21 protein-coding genes are annotated in these 14,227 nt (G+C 36.7%); 16 read left to right on the top strand and 5 right to left on the bottom strand.

Translation table 11 applies throughout. The features are described 5' to 3' along the window. Positions 1 to 41 precede the first annotated feature (41 nt). Positions 42 to 704, top strand: a complete 663-nt coding sequence (locus tag BAQ46_RS08715; RefSeq protein ID WP_071741834.1) for an HAD family hydrolase — start codon at positions 42 to 44, stop codon at positions 702 to 704. Here BAQ46_RS08715 and BAQ46_RS08710 read toward each other — a convergent pair. Further along, positions 701 to 1,102, bottom strand: coding sequence for an SA1362 family protein (locus BAQ46_RS08710; RefSeq protein ID WP_001014446.1), 402 nt, complete (start codon positions 1,100 to 1,102; stop codon positions 701 to 703). The two genes, BAQ46_RS08715 and BAQ46_RS08710, sit on opposite strands and share 4 nt — an antisense overlap. Before the next feature lie 79 nt (positions 1,103 to 1,181). Beyond that, a complete protein-coding gene (locus tag BAQ46_RS08705) occupies positions 1,182 to 2,102 on the bottom strand; it encodes a DUF1385 domain-containing protein (RefSeq protein WP_000797107.1) in 921 nt (306 codons plus the stop codon). Between the two features lie 244 nt (positions 2,103 to 2,346). On the opposite strand from BAQ46_RS08705, the gene BAQ46_RS08700 reads away from it, so the two are divergent. The 4 genes from BAQ46_RS08700 to efp are packed head-to-tail and all read left to right on the top strand — an operon-like array spanning position 2,347 to position 4,973. After that, positions 2,347 to 2,835, top strand: a complete 489-nt coding sequence (locus BAQ46_RS08700) for a YqhR family membrane protein (RefSeq protein WP_000076575.1) — start codon at positions 2,347 to 2,349, stop codon at positions 2,833 to 2,835. 52 nt (positions 2,836 to 2,887) lie between these two features. Beyond that, positions 2,888 to 3,328 (top strand): type II 3-dehydroquinate dehydratase, encoded by a 441-nt coding sequence (aroQ, locus tag BAQ46_RS08695; RefSeq protein WP_000757087.1) that lies wholly within the window; start codon positions 2,888 to 2,890, stop codon positions 3,326 to 3,328. Positions 3,329 to 3,332: 4 nt separating this feature from the next. Beyond that, positions 3,333 to 4,394 (top strand): Xaa-Pro dipeptidase, encoded by a 1,062-nt coding sequence (gene pepQ, locus BAQ46_RS08690; RefSeq protein WP_000411051.1) that lies wholly within the window; start codon positions 3,333 to 3,335, stop codon positions 4,392 to 4,394. Between the two features lie 21 nt (positions 4,395 to 4,415). Next, a complete protein-coding gene (gene efp / locus BAQ46_RS08685) occupies positions 4,416 to 4,973 on the top strand; it encodes an elongation factor P (protein ID WP_000626512.1) in 558 nt (185 codons plus the stop codon). A gap of 34 nt (positions 4,974 to 5,007) precedes the next feature. On the opposite strand, the gene BAQ46_RS08680 is transcribed toward efp, so the two are convergent. Continuing rightward, entirely contained in the window at positions 5,008 to 5,328 is a 321-nt protein-coding gene (locus BAQ46_RS08680; protein ID WP_000645558.1) for a hypothetical protein, read from the bottom strand. Continuing rightward, positions 5,309 to 5,887 (bottom strand): GNAT family N-acetyltransferase, encoded by a 579-nt coding sequence (locus BAQ46_RS08675; RefSeq protein ID WP_001190073.1) that lies wholly within the window; start codon positions 5,885 to 5,887, stop codon positions 5,309 to 5,311. The genes BAQ46_RS08680 and BAQ46_RS08675 overlap by 20 nt, the downstream gene beginning before the upstream one ends. 186 nt (positions 5,888 to 6,073) lie before the next feature. Between BAQ46_RS08675 and BAQ46_RS08670 the strand changes: the two genes are divergently transcribed. From BAQ46_RS08670 to BAQ46_RS08630, 9 genes are read left to right on the top strand one after another with little or no spacing between them, the layout of a single operon-like run. Next, positions 6,074 to 6,355, top strand: coding sequence for a YqhV family protein (locus BAQ46_RS08670; protein WP_000816054.1), 282 nt, complete (start codon positions 6,074 to 6,076; stop codon positions 6,353 to 6,355). 28 nt (positions 6,356 to 6,383) lie between these two features. Further along, entirely contained in the window at positions 6,384 to 7,310 is a 927-nt protein-coding gene (gene spoIIIAA, locus BAQ46_RS08665; protein WP_000665885.1) for a stage III sporulation protein AA, read from the top strand. After that, positions 7,304 to 7,819: a stage III sporulation protein SpoIIIAB gene (spoIIIAB, locus tag BAQ46_RS08660; protein ID WP_000238697.1), complete on the top strand. Its 516-nt coding sequence runs from the start codon at positions 7,304 to 7,306 to the stop codon at positions 7,817 to 7,819. Before spoIIIAA ends, spoIIIAB begins: the two co-directional genes overlap by 7 nt. A gap of 14 nt (positions 7,820 to 7,833) precedes the next feature. Then, positions 7,834 to 8,037 (top strand): stage III sporulation protein AC, encoded by a 204-nt coding sequence (spoIIIAC, locus tag BAQ46_RS08655; protein ID WP_000020914.1) that lies wholly within the window; start codon positions 7,834 to 7,836, stop codon positions 8,035 to 8,037. A 23-nt stretch (positions 8,038 to 8,060) separates the two neighbouring features. After that, positions 8,061 to 8,444 carry a stage III sporulation protein AD gene (gene spoIIIAD / locus BAQ46_RS08650; RefSeq protein WP_077317075.1) on the top strand — a complete coding sequence of 128 codons (384 nt, stop codon included), beginning with the start codon at positions 8,061 to 8,063 and terminating at the stop codon, positions 8,442 to 8,444. A 10-nt stretch (positions 8,445 to 8,454) separates the two neighbouring features. Next, the gene (gene spoIIIAE, locus BAQ46_RS08645; protein ID WP_000943695.1) at positions 8,455 to 9,627 is read left to right on the top strand and encodes a stage III sporulation protein AE; all 1,173 of its coding nucleotides are present in this window, start codon (positions 8,455 to 8,457) and stop codon (positions 9,625 to 9,627) included. 12 nt (positions 9,628 to 9,639) lie between these two features. After that, a complete protein-coding gene (spoIIIAF, locus tag BAQ46_RS08640) occupies positions 9,640 to 10,272 on the top strand; it encodes a stage III sporulation protein AF (RefSeq protein WP_001161050.1) in 633 nt (210 codons plus the stop codon). Next, positions 10,262 to 10,924, top strand: a complete 663-nt coding sequence (spoIIIAG, locus tag BAQ46_RS08635) for a stage III sporulation protein AG (protein WP_000368876.1) — start codon at positions 10,262 to 10,264, stop codon at positions 10,922 to 10,924. The genes spoIIIAF and spoIIIAG overlap by 11 nt, the downstream gene beginning before the upstream one ends. A gap of 15 nt (positions 10,925 to 10,939) precedes the next feature. After that, entirely contained in the window at positions 10,940 to 11,596 is a 657-nt protein-coding gene (locus BAQ46_RS08630) for a SpoIIIAH-like family protein (RefSeq protein ID WP_000914701.1), read from the top strand. Between the two features lie 98 nt (positions 11,597 to 11,694). Here BAQ46_RS08630 and BAQ46_RS08625 read toward each other — a convergent pair whose 3' ends face one another. Then, positions 11,695 to 11,883: a hypothetical protein gene (locus BAQ46_RS08625; RefSeq protein WP_002081027.1), complete on the bottom strand. Its 189-nt coding sequence runs from the start codon at positions 11,881 to 11,883 to the stop codon at positions 11,695 to 11,697. A 469-nt stretch (positions 11,884 to 12,352) separates the two neighbouring features. Here BAQ46_RS08625 and accB point away from each other — a divergent pair, with 469 nt between their 5' ends. Both accB and accC read left to right on the top strand, forming a co-directional pair. Beyond that, positions 12,353 to 12,841 carry an acetyl-CoA carboxylase biotin carboxyl carrier protein gene (gene accB, locus BAQ46_RS08620; RefSeq protein WP_061132213.1) on the top strand — a complete coding sequence of 163 codons (489 nt, stop codon included), beginning with the start codon at positions 12,353 to 12,355 and terminating at the stop codon, positions 12,839 to 12,841. Between the two features lie 16 nt (positions 12,842 to 12,857). Further along, positions 12,858 to 14,210, top strand: a complete 1,353-nt coding sequence (gene accC / locus BAQ46_RS08615) for an acetyl-CoA carboxylase biotin carboxylase subunit (protein WP_000592876.1) — start codon at positions 12,858 to 12,860, stop codon at positions 14,208 to 14,210. Positions 14,211 to 14,227: the final 17 nt, after the last annotated feature.

Genomic DNA, 14,227 nt, shown 5'->3' with positions numbered 1-14,227 from the left:
TCGTTTCCTTTTTTATTTCAATCGAAAAGGATGGGAGAATTATGAAAGCAATTATTTTTGATTTTGATGGATTAATTGTAGACACAGAAACAATATGGTTTCACTCTTTCAGAGACGCCGTTCGTGAGTATGGTGGAGATTTACCTTTAGAGGAATTTGCAAAGTGTATTGGAACGATAGATGATGTACTGTATGCATATTTAAATGATCAATTAAAAGAGAAGTTTAACAAGCATGCATTAAAAGAAAAAGTGAAAACTTTACATAAAGAGAAAATGAAAATAACAGAAGCTCGTGACGGGGTAAAAGAATACTTACAAGAAGCGAAAGAAATGGGATTAAAAATCGCATTAGCTTCCAGTTCATCTAGAGAATGGGTTATTCCTTTTTTGGAAGAGCTACAAATTCGAGATTATTTTGAAGTCATTAAAACGAGAGAAGATGTTGAGAAGGTAAAACCAGATCCAGCACTTTACCGAGTGGCAATAGAAGGTTTAGGGATAGATTCGTCTGAAGCCGTTGTATTTGAAGACTCGTTAAACGGATTGAAAGCAGCAATTGCGGCAGGGTTAACGTGCGTTGTTGTACCGAATGATGTAACACGGAATTTACCCTTTGAAAATCATCATCTTCGAATTGAAAGTATGAAAGATAAAAGCTTGAAAGAAGTACTGCAAAATATAAAGAAAGACCGTATTTCCTAAAAGGAAGCACGGTCTTTCTTTTTGTTTTTTTTACCTTCAATGACAGTTAAATGAGATTGTTTTCTTTTTCGCTTTAAAGAAGAAAGATTCCCTTTTTTCCCTTTGTCATTAGAAGCGTTTGATTTAAAGAAAGAATTGCTTAGGGGGGCTACATTTTGTTTCCCATGCTTGCGGCTCGATTGTTTTGCAGCGCGCTTATATGAGCTTTGCGAATTTGCTGAACCGCTAGAGTTTGTAAACATTTTGTAGAGTAAATAAAAGATACCAACGACAGCCAACATGATACCAATATTTCTTAACACTCCCATTGGATCTGTAATGACAGATGAAACAAGGCCGAATATTGCTAATCCGATAATAAGCACAAATATAGCGAAAGTAAACGAACGACCGTTCATAAGGAACACCTCCTAAAAACATATATTAAAATTAGTATATTAACGATGAGGAAAGGAGTTGAACACCATTTTTAAATAATTATTGTTTGTTTTCTAAACGTAATAATTCTTCAAACGATGCAATGGCTACTTCCACTTGATCATCTGTTGGTTCTTTCGTTGTTAATAGTTGTAGCCATAATCCGGGATATCCAAGTATGCGTAATACTGGAATATCGCGTAATCGATTCGTAAATTGTAACACTTCAAAAGAAATACCGAGAACGACTGGAATTAATAAAATTCGGTTTACCACTCTGGCCCAAAGTGGATCTGTAGGGACAAGGAAATAAACAAACATTCCAATAATGACTGTAAATATAATGAAGCTACTGCCACAACGATAATGAAGGCGAGTTTGTTTTTGAACATTTTCTACAGTCAATGAAAGATTATTCTCATAGGCATTAATTACTTTATGCTCCGCACCATGGTACTGAAATACCCGCTTAATGAGTGGCGTTAAAGAAATAAAGTATATATAGCTCAGTAATAACAGGAGCTTAATGACACTTTCGACAATGATTTGCCCTGTATGAGATGGGAAAATCGGTCTCGTTAATTCAGCTAGTAATGCAGGAACTGCTGTGAAAATGACTTTACCGAATATGAAAGATAAAACCCCAACTGCTGCAACTCCTAATACCATCGTTAACTTCGATTGTTCTTCTTTTTTATTTGCAATTTGTTCATCTTCTTCTGGGTGAACATCAAATCGTTCTGAAGCAAAGTTTAAATGTTTTGCCCCGTTCGCGCTTGCATCCACAATAGCGGCAATCCCTCGTAAAAATGGAATTTTTTTCAGGATAGATAATGCTTTATTACGAACGCGTGGTAATCGATAAAATTCAATCGATTTATCTTTACGACGAACCGCTGTAACAGTATATTCTCTACCGCCAAACATAACTCCTTCTATGACTGCTTGCCCGCCATATATTTGTTTTGACTCTTCTGCCATGTTAACACCAACCTGTATTTGTTTCTCTCTTATGTAGAAAAAGAGGCAATTGTCATACTGGGTTCTGTCGTTTTGAAATAAGACAATCACCGAGTTTCCTTTATTTTATCGACAAATACAAGTAGATGACAAGGAAAAATGTTACGAGAGTCGGACATTTCTTATTCTTTTTATAGACAAATTTCGCAGTATTTAAACATGGTTCAAAATAGTTTCGGGCATACTATTGAGCGGAGGTGTTGATGTGAGTCAAGAACATATAGGAACAAGAAATTTTGTGCAAATTGGTTTATTTGGTGGACTCTTTTGGGGAGGAATATGGTATTTTCTTCATATATTTTCATTTACAGAAGCGGGACCGAACTATTTACTTCTACCATTTGCCTTTGGAAGTTGGAAAGAAGGGGTATGGGGAAATGTGTCAGGAATTGTTTGTATGGGACTACTTTCGATTTTAATTGCCTTTTTGTATAAAGCGTTTTTGGCAAAGTTTGAAGGAATTCTGCCAGGGATTATTTATGGTCTATTTTGGTGGGCGTTACTATTTTTCGGAGTGGGGTTAATAGCGCCTGCTATTAAAAGTGCACTCCATTTACCGAAAGAAACAATTGTGACGACGATATGCATTTTTATATTGTATGGTGTATTTATAGCATACTCTGTTTCTTACGCAGTAAATACCAATAAGGCCGAGCGAGAAGGGGAAGAGAAGACAAACTATTCAAACAAGTAACTCCTATGTTAAAATGTTATATAGACATTTAATATTAAGGAGTTTTAAGCATATGAAAAAGGTACTCCTCGTAAACGGTCCTAACCTAAATCGCCTCGGTGTCAGAGAGGTAAATGTATATGGAAAGGGCACGCTAGCGACACTTGAAGCAGATATGAAGCAAGAAGCAGAAACAATGGGAGTGGAGTTAGAATGTTTCCAATCGAATCATGAAGGTGCGATTATCGATCGTATTCATGAGGCGGAAGATATATATGAAGGGATCATTTTAAATCCTGGAGCATTTACGCATTATAGCTATGCGATTCGAGATGCAATTGCAAGCATTTCGATTCCTGTTATTGAAGTACATATTTCTAACATTCATCAGCGTGAGTCGTTCCGTCACGAATCTGTGACGGCAGCTGTTTGTGCGGGACAAATTGTTGGATTTGGTTTTTATGGCTATAAGTTAGCGTTATTTGCATTAATGGAGAAATTGAGGGAGGCATAAAGTAATGGAGAAAATCGAAAGATTAAGAAGTGCATTTGATGAGGCTGGTATTGACGGTATTTTATTAACAAATGAACATAGTCGTAGATATATGGCTAACTTCACAGGAACAGCTGGTGTTGTACTCATTTCGAAAAACCGCGCTCAATTTATTACAGATTTCCGTTACGTAGAGCAAGCTACTAAACAAGCGGTTGGATACGAGATTGTACAGCATGCGGGATTAATTATCGATGAAGTTGCAAAGCAAGTGAAAGAATTAGGAATTCAAAAGCTTGGCTTTGAGCAAGATACTCTTACATATAGTTCTTATTCAGCTCATAAAGAAGCGATCGATGCTGAATTTATCCCAACTTCTGGGCTTGTAGAAAAGTTACGCTTGATAAAGACTGATTCAGAGATTAAGATATTAAAGGAAGCTGCACAGATTGCAGATGCTGCCTTTGAACATATTCTATCATTCATTCGCCCGGGAGTATCTGAAATTGAAGTGTCAAATGAACTTGAATTTTTCATGAGAAAACAAGGAGCAACATCTTCTTCGTTTGATATTATCGTTGCTTCAGGTCTTCGTTCGGCATTACCGCACGGCGTGGCATCTGAAAAAGTGATAGAAACAGGAGATTTCGTTACATTAGACTTCGGCGCTTATTACAAAGGATATTGCTCTGATATTACTCGTACGATTGCAGTTGGTGAACCATCTGATAAATTGAAAGAAATTTATAATATCGTTTTAGAAGCACAATTACGTGGTGTGAACGGTATTAAAGCTGGTTTAACTGGCCGTGAAGCGGATGCGTTAACGCGTGATTACATAACGGAAAAAGGATACGGTGAATACTTCGGACATTCTACTGGTCATGGAATCGGTCTTGAAATCCATGAAGCACCAGGTTTAGCATTCCGTTCTGATACAGTACTTGAACCAGGTATGGCTGTAACAGTAGAGCCAGGTATTTATATTCCAGGTATTGGCGGCGTACGTATTGAAGATGATATCATTGTGACAAGTGAAGGTAATGAAGTAATTACGAAATCACCAAAAGAACTTATTATTTTGTAATACACAGGAGGATTTTTTTACATGATTTCAGTAAACGATTTTCGTACAGGTTTAACAATTGCAGTGGATAATGGCCTTTGGCAAGTACTTGATTTCCAACACGTAAAGCCAGGTAAAGGTGCTGCATTCGTTCGTTCTAAACTACGTAACCTTCGCACAGGTTCTGTTCAAGAGAAAACATTCCGTGCTGGTGAGAAAGTAGAAAAAGCACACATCGAAAACCGTCGTATGCAATACTTATACGCAAGCGGTGAGTCTCACGTATTTATGGATAACGGAACTTATGAGCAAATCGAACTTGGTGAAAAACAAATCGAGCGCGAGCTTAAATTCCTAAAAGAAAACATGGAAGTATCTATTATGACTTACCAAGGCGAAGTACTTGGTGTTGAACTTCCAAACACAGTTGAATTACAAGTTACAGAAACAGAGCCAGGTATTAAAGGTGATACTGCTTCTAACGTAACAAAACCAGCTACATTAGAAACTGGCCTTGTTGTACAAGTACCAATCTTCATTAACGAAGGCGAAACACTTATCATCAACACTGGTGAAGGTAAATACGTTTCTCGTGCATAGTAGAAAAGCACTCGTGATTATCACGAGTGCTTTTTTATAGAAAATAGGGCAAATAATAAATCGCTGTTATAACAAAACTAACGAAGACAAGTGAAAGGGTACCCATAATATATGGAGTTAAAATAATTTGAAATGGTTTTATTTCACCAGTTTCAATGCCAGTCAGTGTTTTACTGATTGCGTGATCCGTAATGTTGTTTCTATGATTACTCATAATAATTAGCCATGTAATTGCAAATATTGCTAAACTACCAAGGAAAAAGGCTTCCATGAATGACCAGCCGACCAATGATGAAAAAAGATAAATAAGAGCTAATTCTACTACAACGGTTAAATTAATTTTCAATGCCTTCATATTTTTCCTCCTCATTTTGTAATTCCAACCAGTTTAAAAATTTTTCACGTGACACGACGTGCAGAGAGCAAGATGACCTTACTTCTTTCTCTAGTGCAGCGTGTTCGTATGGAAACTTGTTTTCCACATGTAATGAAATATAAGGTAGTTTTTCTTGTGCTTTTAAAGAGCGAATATTATTCGTTTTAGCACCAGCAAATACATAGGAAAGTTGTAAGTCTAAAAAAGCAATCTTAAAAATTTCTTTTTTTACAGCCTCATTATATCCTTTTCCCCAGTATGGATAGCCGAGCCAGCTGCCAATGTGAGATTGTTTCTTCTCGTAATTAATATGTTTAAGTGTGGTGAGACCAATTATTTCATTCTCTGCATTTACAATCACTCTCGATAAAGACTTCTTTTGGCGTTCTTCTTCTATGGCGAAAAGAAGGAATGCTTTCGTGTCTTCGATTGTTTCTACTTTTATTCCTAATGCGTTTTTTACATGTGGATCACTTGATAGCTTGAAAATCGCATTTGCATAACGGAAATCGAGTGGTAATAAAGTAACTCGTTGCATCATTTTCCCTCCTTTTCAATAAATATACCATAAAATACCATCATTATTAAGAATATTCAAATTATTATAGACGGTAGATAAAAATTATGTTTTTAATTCTGAAATAGACAACCTCTGCATATGGTTGTACAAATATATTCTTTTTTAGCACACGCACTAGTAACCGTTATGGGAGAAGGTGGGAGAATGAAACAGTGGCTAGCGGCAATGGAAACATCTGTGCTTGTAATGGGGCTGCTTCGGTTGTTTTCAGGTAGCGCGGAAATATTCGCCGCTTTGCTTATGCTTTATGTGAATGATGCGAAGAAAGCATTGTTTATAAATGGTATGTTGGCGTTTGTTGGACCGACCGTATTAATTTTAACAATGACAATAGGCATAGCGAGTGTGGCAAGTGAGATCTCTTTCTTGAAACTCTTTTTTCTAGCGCTTGGAATTGGCTGCATTTTTATCGCGTTGTTGAAATAAGTAAGTCGAGTATAGTGGGGCGAAGCTGATGAAAGAAGTATTAGAAGTTTTACCAAAAACGATGAAGCAGTTAGTGGAAAATTGTAAGCAGTACGATGCTCTAGAGGAAATCCGTGTTCGAATTGGAAGACCGCTAGAGTGTATTGCTCAAGGTGAAGTGTTTTTTTATGACTATATCGTTACAGCAGAGGATGCTATTTACTTATTGAATAAGTTAAGTCACTTCTCAATTTATACAATGGAAGAAGAATTAAAGCGTGGGTATGTGACACTCCGAGGAGGTCACAGAATCGGCTTAGCAGGAAAAGTTATTACAGAAAAAAGCACAGTGAAAATGATTCGAGATGTCTCTTCTTTTAATATTCGTATTGCTCGTCAAAAAATAGGGATTGCTGAACCACTTTTACCGTATTTGTATGAATCACGATGGTTAAACACGATGGTAATTGGCCCGCCGCAAACGGGGAAAACAACACTTTTAAGAGATGTAGCACGTTGCATGAGTCAAGGTGTAAGTGCTTCGAAAATACCTTCGTGTAAAGTAGGGATTGTTGATGAACGGTCAGAAATTGCTGGCTGTGTGAAAGGAATTCCGCAGTATGATTTTGGCACACGAGTAGATGTGTTAGACGCATGTCCAAAAGCTGAAGGAATGATGATGATGATCCGTTCTATGAGCCCAGATATATTAATTGTGGATGAAATTGGTCGTAAAGAAGATAGTGAAGCAATTATGGAGGCTGTACATGCAGGGGTTCAGCTTTTTATAAGTGCACATGGATTTTCCTATGATGATGTTGTGAAACGCCCATCATTAAAGGCAGTGCTAGAGCTCGGCATTTTTGATAGGTTTGTGGAATTGTCAAAAGCAAGAGGGCCAGGAACAGTTATGCAAGTGAAAGATAAATATGGAAAACCGGTATTACCTCATAGAAAGGCTGAGGGCGTATGGTGAAAATATTTGGTGCAGTGTTAATCGTTGCGGTCAGCACCTTTTTCGGGTTTTCATACGCCAAAAGATACAGTGAGAGACCGAGGCAACTTAGATTATTAAAAGCGGCACTGCAATCATTAGAGGCAGAAATTATGTACGGGCATACACCATTGTCTGAAGCCGCTGAGCGATTAGTGAAACAAATGCCGAAGCCGTTAAATTGGATATTTCAAAGTTTCGCTAGCAGGCTAGAAAGTGGAGAACAAACAGTTAGAGAAGCTTGGATAGATAGTTTGAAAGAAAATTGGAAGCTAACAGCATTTCAACAAACTGAGTATGAGATTTTGCAGCAATTTGGTGAAACGCTCGGACAACATGATCGTGAATCACAACAAAAACATATTCGGTTATGTATTACACATTTAGAGAGAGAAGAAGAAGAAGCGAAAGCATTACAGCTGCAATATGAAAAGATGATTAAGAGCTTAGGAGTACTAGCGGGGCTACTTATTGTAATTTTACTGCTATAGGGGGGAGAAAGGCGATGTCCATTGATGTTGGATTAATATTTCAAATCGCCGGAATCGGCATTGTTTTAGCTTTCATTCATACTGTACTAAAAGAATTAAAGCGTGAGGATATTGCAAATTGGGTTATCCTCGTCGGTTTTGTCGTTATTTTATTTCATGTCGCATTTTTAATTAATACACTATTCGACAAGATTAAAAGTGTCTTTCTCTTCCAGTAAAGGGGGCGGTTCGAATCGAAATTATACAAATTGTCGGATTAGGCCTCGTTGCTACGTTTTTAGCGGCTGTATTGAATCAGCATAAATCTAGCATTACGTCATTATTTATTGTGTTCGTAGGTAGCGTAATGTTCCTTCTTTTAATCGATCAAATTCACGCTATTTTACAAATGATTGAGAGAGTAGCGAGTGAAGCGAAAGTTAGCAACGTATATGTAGAAACGTTGCTAAAAATTATTGGGATTGCTTATATCGCTGAGTTTGGAGCGCAAATTACAAAGGATGCAGGACAGGGGGCAATCGCTTCGAAAATTGAATTAGCTGGAAAGATTTTAATTCTCGTTATGGCGATCCCTATTTTGACGGTTGTAATTGAAACTATTCTCGGATTTTTACCGACGGGATAAGGGGGAGTGAATGTTGAGGGGGTTTGGAGCTAAGCTGCTATTTGCTTGCTTCCTTTTCTTTTCTTTACCAGTTGTTGTACAAGCTTCTCCTGTAGAGACAAACGTCGTTGATCAACAATTGGATAAGCTCGGAATTGAAGATGTGAAGCAATTTTGGGACGGGCTTGTTACAAAATATGGAGGTTACTTACCAGAGAGTCAAAAAGGTAGCTTTATGGAGTTTGTAAAGGGAGAAAAAGAAATCTCTATAAAAGAGTGGATGCTAGGTTTATTAAAGTACTTATTTCACGAACTTGTTGCAAATGGGAAACTACTCGGAACGCTCATTATGCTCACAATTTTTAGTGCATTGTTGCAATCACTGCAATCTGCATTTTCAAAGAGTAGCGTAAGCAAAATAGCCGATGCAGTTGTATATATGGTACTAATTATTTTCGCTTTAAATAGCTTTTATGTCGTTATGACATATGCAAGAGAAACGATACAAACAATGGTAGATTTCATATTAGCGTTATTGCCTATCTTGCTTGCACTCATAGCGACAGGTGGTGGTGTTGTATCCGTATCGTTTTTTCATCCGATTATCATCTTCTTAATGAATACGAGTGGGCTTTTGATGAATTATATCGTTCTACCACTTTTATTACTTGCAACGATATTAAGTATTGTAAGTACGATGAGTGATCAATATAAAGTTACGAAATTGTCCAAGCTTCTGCAAAACGTTAGCGTCGGGATTATCGGTATTTTTTTAACGATTTTTTTAGGCGTATTATCTGTACAAGGAACAGCGACAGCTGTTGCGGATGGAATCGCTGTGAAAACAGCTAAATTTGTAACAGGAAACTTTATTCCCGTAGTAGGAAGAATGTTTACAGAGGCGGCGGATACAGTTATTAGTGCGTCGGGATTATTAAAAAACACAGTCGGAATTATCGGACTCGTCATTCTATGTTTAATTGTCGCTTTTCCAGCGATTCAAATTTTTTGCATTGCATTTATTTATAAGTTCGCAGCAGCAGTATTGCAACCAGTTGGCGGCGGAGCAATTATTCAATGTTTAGATATCATTGGACGGAGCATTATTTATGTATTTGCTTGCTTAGCTATCGTATCGTTTATGTTCTTTTTAAGTATCACAATTATTATTGCTGCGGGGAACATTACACTTATGATGCGGTAGGAGGTGAAGGGTATGCAATTTGTTACAGAGTGGATTAGAAATATTATCGTTTTTTTACTCTTAGCGACAATGCTTCATCTTATTCTTCCAAATTCCAATTTGCAAAAGTACGTTAAATTCGTTGTAAGTCTATTATTAGTTGTTTTAATTTTAACGCCTCTATTTAAACTATTGCAAACAGATGTAAATGAAGTAATCGCAAATTTTAATGAAGAGAAGTACGTAGCAGAAGGATCTGTAAAAAATTCAATAGATTCGAAGAAAAAAGAAATACAAGCTCTAACACGTGCATATAGTTTAGAAGAGATGGCTACCAAAATGAAAAAAGAAGTAGGAAAAGAGTTTGAGAAACAGTATGGTATGTCAGTCTCTGAAATACAAATAGTCGCAGCGGAAAGCACAGCGGAAGTAAAGTCAGCGAAAGATATTCAATCTGTTGTTGTGACGTTGAAAGAAAAAGAACGTAGTAAAAATGATGCAATCGAAACAGTAAAACCAGTTGAAATTAATACGAAAGAACCACCGAAAAAAGTAGAGGAAACGAATGGAGAAATGAAAGACTTCTTTTCAAGCAGGTGGCAACTAGAGAATAAACAAATCCAAGTTCAAATGGAAGGGAGGACAGGTAGAGTAAATGGACAATAAAGATAAAAATTCGAAGTTCTCATTTTTTCGAAACTTATTGAATGGAGATGAAAAAGAAAGTAATGAGAAGGGAAAAAAGGTAACACCTAAGTTCTTACTTGTCCTACTCATACTTGGAATGTTGCTTATGTTTTCTAGTAGTTTTTTTTCAAGTAAAAAAGAAGAAGTACCTGTATTTAAAGAACAAAAAACTCAAAACCAGGAAAAAGATGTACCAACTTTTGGACAAAAAAATAATGATAATATGTCAAATGTAGAAAAATATGAAAAAGCGTATGAACAAGAATTAAAAGCAGCCTTAGAAGAAATAGCAGGAGTAAAAGATGTAACGATTAATGTGAATTTAGATTCATCAGAGGAAAAAATATTAGAAAAAAATACAGTGAAACGTTCACAAACAACAGGTGAAACAGATAAAACAGGCGGCAAGAGGGAAGTAGAAGACGAGTCTCTTGATGAAAAGACAGTCATTATACGTGAAGGGGATAAAGAAACTCCCGTTGTTTTACGAACAGAGAAACCGAAAGTACGAGGTGTTCTTGTCGTAGCAAAGGGAGTGGATAATATACAAGTTAAAGCGATGGTAAAAGAAGCTGTCATACGGCTACTAGATGTACCAGCCCATCGCGTTTCAGTTTCACCGAAAAATTGATAGGGAGGAAATAAAGTGTTAAAAAAACAAACGGTTTGGCTATTAACGATGTTAAGTTTAGTTGTTGTACTATCTGTGTATTACGTAACAACTCCAGACAAAATGAATACAGCATCGCCGGCAACAGGTGAAAAGATTGGACAAGAAAAACAAGGTACTGATAAAGCAGTAACAAACGAAGCACCTAAAGAAACGCCTAAAAAAGAAAATACAAACAAGGAAACATCAAATAAAGAAACAAACAAAGAAACAGATAAAAAAGAGAGTGCTACAAAAGAAACAAGCAAAAAAGAAGCTAACGTAACAGTTCAATCAAGTGATGAAAATTTCACAGCATTACGTATGCAAATGGAAGATCAGCGAAGTGAACAAAAAGCAAAATTACAAGAAGTGATGAGTTCAACAAAAGCTTCAGCAACAGAAAAGAATAAAGCGAAAGAAAATTTTGATGCAATCACTACAATGGAAACGAAGCAAGAATTACTTGAGACAGTAATTAAATCTCAAGGTGGATATAAAGATGCCCTTGTAAGAGCTGATGGAACTGACATTAAAGTAACTGTAAAAGCAGCAAAACATTCACAAAAAGAAGCGAATAAAATTATACAACTTGTAAGAAGTGAAGGCGGATCAAAAGATGTAGGTGTAAAATTTGATCCACCAACAAAATAAAACGAATAATCCGCGGGGAATTCCTCCGCGGATTATTCGTTTTTAGTAATCGGATTGTTTGAAAATAGTTAGATAAAAATAATAATAGAAAAAAGCTATCATTTTCGATAGCTTTTTTCTGTTTCGTCTTTGTTTTTACTATGTTCAACTCGGAACGGAGAAATACGTTGTGAGTAAAAGATTAGCGGTTCATGGTAGTGATGATTACTTTTTCCGGATTTGACGTGGATGAAGAGAACGAATGCCCAGACCATTACGGCAGGTAAGAAGAGAATGAGCCATATCATATGTCCACACCTCGATACGATATATTTTCTACACTTTGAACATACTATTCTTATATGAAGGAATGATGAACGACGTGTAAACAAAAAAATAATATTTGGTAAAAATACGTTATTGACTATAGATGAGGTGACGAGTAAAGCGGTAATGGTAGGTTTACTTTATAGTATTTTGAAAAGTAAGGAATGTTTTTTCGGAAGTGGTCTTGCCAATTTTGTGTGAAACTTGGTATTATTACTAGGTAATAAATTTTTATTGGAATAATATTTTTACAGGAGTTTCGATTTATTATAAAGAAATATAAATTGGAATGTTTAAAAAATTTATCGTAAGATGGAAATAGTAACTATTTCTATTAGTAAATGAAATGCATTTTCTAATAGAGTACATCGTATTTTTACAGTCAATCTAGTTTTAGTGAAGAGAAATCTGTAAAAACGGGACAAACAAGAGTATGGGAGTGGATTTTACATGTTTAAAATTCAAGAAGTTCGTGAATTAATTAAATTAATTGATAGCTCTAATATTGATGAATTTGAATACAAAAAAGATGGTACGACAATCAAAATGAAAAAGCGTGGCAATGAAGTTGTTGCGGTGCAAGCGCCTGTAGCAAAACAAGCCGTGCAACCAGTAGCACCTGTTGAAGTTGAAACGACAGTAGCGGCAGCACAAGTGGAAGTGCCAAAACAAGAAGAGAAAAAAGCTGTTCAGAATGAAAACCTACATAAAATTACATCACCAATGGTAGGTACATTCTATTCTTCTTCTTCTCCTGATACGCCTCCATATGTAAGTGTTGGGGATAGAGTATCGAAAGATTCTATCGTATGTATTGTCGAGGCTATGAAGTTATTTAACGAAATCGATGCAGATATAGATGGAGAAATTGTTGAGATTCTTGTTAATAACGGACAGCTTGTTGAGTATGGACAACCGCTATTTCTTGTAAAAGCGTAATAAGGGAGTCTTTGTGATGATAAAAAAAGTATTAATAGCCAATCGTGGGGAAATCGCTGTACGAATTATTCGTGCTTGTAAAGAAATGGATATTGAAACAGTCGCAATTTATTCAGAAGCGGATAAAGAGTCACTTCACGTACAAATTGCTGATGAGGCGTATTGTGTAGGACCAACGATTTCGAAAGAAAGCTATTTAAATTTGACGAACATTATTAGTGTTGCGAAGTTAACAGGCTGCGATGCAATTCATCCGGGATACGGATTTTTAGCAGAGAATGCAGATTTTGCAGAGTTATGCCGTGAGTGTAACTTAATTTTTATCGGTCCAAGTCCAGAAGCTATTTCAAAGATGGGCACAAAAGACGTTGCTCGTGATACAATGAAAGAAGCAGGGGTTCCGATTGTACCAGGTTCACAAGGAATTATTAAAAATACCGAAGAAGCGATCGAACTTGCGAATCAAATTGGATATCCTGTTATTATTAAAGCGACTGCAGGTGGCGGCGGAAAAGGTATTCGTGTTGCGCGTCATGAAGAGGAGCTTGTAAAAGGAATTCAAATTACACAGCAAGAAGCTAGTACCGCTTTTGGGAACCCTGGTGTATACTTAGAAAAGTACGTTGAAGATTTCCGCCATGTTGAGATTCAAATAATGGCAGATACACACGGAAATGCCATTCATTTAGGAGAGCGTGATTGTACGATTCAGCGCCGCTTGCAAAAACTACTAGAAGAAAGTCCATCACCAGCACTTGATGAAAATGTGCGTAAGCAGATGGGTGAGGCGGCAGTTAAAGCAGCGGTAGCGGTTGATTATACAGGTGCTGGTACGGTTGAGTTTATTTATGAATATAAAACGAAAAGCTTTTATTTCATGGAGATGAATACGAGAATCCAAGTTGAGCATCCAGTTACTGAAATGGTAACAGGGGTAGACTTAATTAAAGAACAAATTCTTGTTGCTTCTGGAGAAAAGTTATCGTTACAGCAAGAAGAAGTACAATTTAATGGTTGGGCAATTGAATGCCGAATTAATGCGGAAAACCCTGCCAAAAAATTTATGCCATCTCCAGGTAAAGTAGAAATGTACTTGCCACCAGGCGGATTTGGTATTCGCGTCGATTCAGCTGTATATCCGGGATATTCAATCCCACCTTTCTATGATTCGATGGTTGCTAAATTAATTGTTCACGGAAAAACACGTGAAGAGGCAATTGCAAAAATGAAGCGTGCACTCAGTGAGTTTGTCGTTGAAGGCGTACATACAACAATCCCGTTCCATTTGCAATTGTTAGATCATCCTGATTTTGTAAAAGGTGAGTTTAATACGAAATTTTTGGAAGAGCATGAACTTGTGACGCAGTGATACATTAAAGGAGGTTT

Origin of the sequence: Bacillus paranthracis, from assembly GCF_001883995.1 — a bacterium.
GTDB lineage: Bacteria > Bacillota > Bacilli > Bacillales > Bacillaceae_G > Bacillus_A > Bacillus_A paranthracis.
Note: the sequence above shows the minus strand (reverse complement) of the source record. Positions and strands in the feature narration are given on the sequence as shown.

Bases quoted from the DNA above. Each gene is read 5' to 3' on its own strand.
- BAQ46_RS08675 (WP_001190073.1), bottom strand. From the start codon at position 5,887: ATGCAACGAGTTACTTTATTACCACTCGATTTCCGTTATGCAAATGCG.
- BAQ46_RS08670 (WP_000816054.1), top strand. From the start codon at position 6,074: ATGAAACAGTGGCTAGCGGCAATGGAAACATCTGTGCTTGTAATGGGG.
- accB (WP_061132213.1), top strand. From the start codon at position 12,353: ATGTTTAAAATTCAAGAAGTTCGTGAATTAATTAAATTAATTGATAGC.
- efp (WP_000626512.1), top strand. From the start codon at position 4,416: ATGATTTCAGTAAACGATTTTCGTACAGGTTTAACAATTGCAGTGGAT.
- BAQ46_RS08715 (WP_071741834.1), top strand. From the start codon at position 42: ATGAAAGCAATTATTTTTGATTTTGATGGATTAATTGTAGACACAGAA.
- pepQ (WP_000411051.1), top strand. From the start codon at position 3,333: ATGGAGAAAATCGAAAGATTAAGAAGTGCATTTGATGAGGCTGGTATT.
- spoIIIAA (WP_000665885.1), top strand. From the start codon at position 6,384: ATGAAAGAAGTATTAGAAGTTTTACCAAAAACGATGAAGCAGTTAGTG.
- BAQ46_RS08710 (WP_001014446.1), bottom strand. From the start codon at position 1,102: ATGAACGGTCGTTCGTTTACTTTCGCTATATTTGTGCTTATTATCGGA.
- BAQ46_RS08705 (WP_000797107.1), bottom strand. From the start codon at position 2,102: ATGGCAGAAGAGTCAAAACAAATATATGGCGGGCAAGCAGTCATAGAA.
- spoIIIAC (WP_000020914.1), top strand. From the start codon at position 7,834: ATGTCCATTGATGTTGGATTAATATTTCAAATCGCCGGAATCGGCATT.
- spoIIIAG (WP_000368876.1), top strand. From the start codon at position 10,262: ATGGACAATAAAGATAAAAATTCGAAGTTCTCATTTTTTCGAAACTTA.
- spoIIIAE (WP_000943695.1), top strand. From the start codon at position 8,455: ATGTTGAGGGGGTTTGGAGCTAAGCTGCTATTTGCTTGCTTCCTTTTC.
- spoIIIAB (WP_000238697.1), top strand. From the start codon at position 7,304: ATGGTGAAAATATTTGGTGCAGTGTTAATCGTTGCGGTCAGCACCTTT.
- accC (WP_000592876.1), top strand. From the start codon at position 12,858: ATGATAAAAAAAGTATTAATAGCCAATCGTGGGGAAATCGCTGTACGA.
- aroQ (WP_000757087.1), top strand. From the start codon at position 2,888: ATGAAAAAGGTACTCCTCGTAAACGGTCCTAACCTAAATCGCCTCGGT.
- spoIIIAF (WP_001161050.1), top strand. From the start codon at position 9,640: ATGCAATTTGTTACAGAGTGGATTAGAAATATTATCGTTTTTTTACTC.
- BAQ46_RS08680 (WP_000645558.1), bottom strand. From the start codon at position 5,328: ATGAAGGCATTGAAAATTAATTTAACCGTTGTAGTAGAATTAGCTCTT.
- BAQ46_RS08625 (WP_002081027.1), bottom strand. From the start codon at position 11,883: ATGATATGGCTCATTCTCTTCTTACCTGCCGTAATGGTCTGGGCATTC.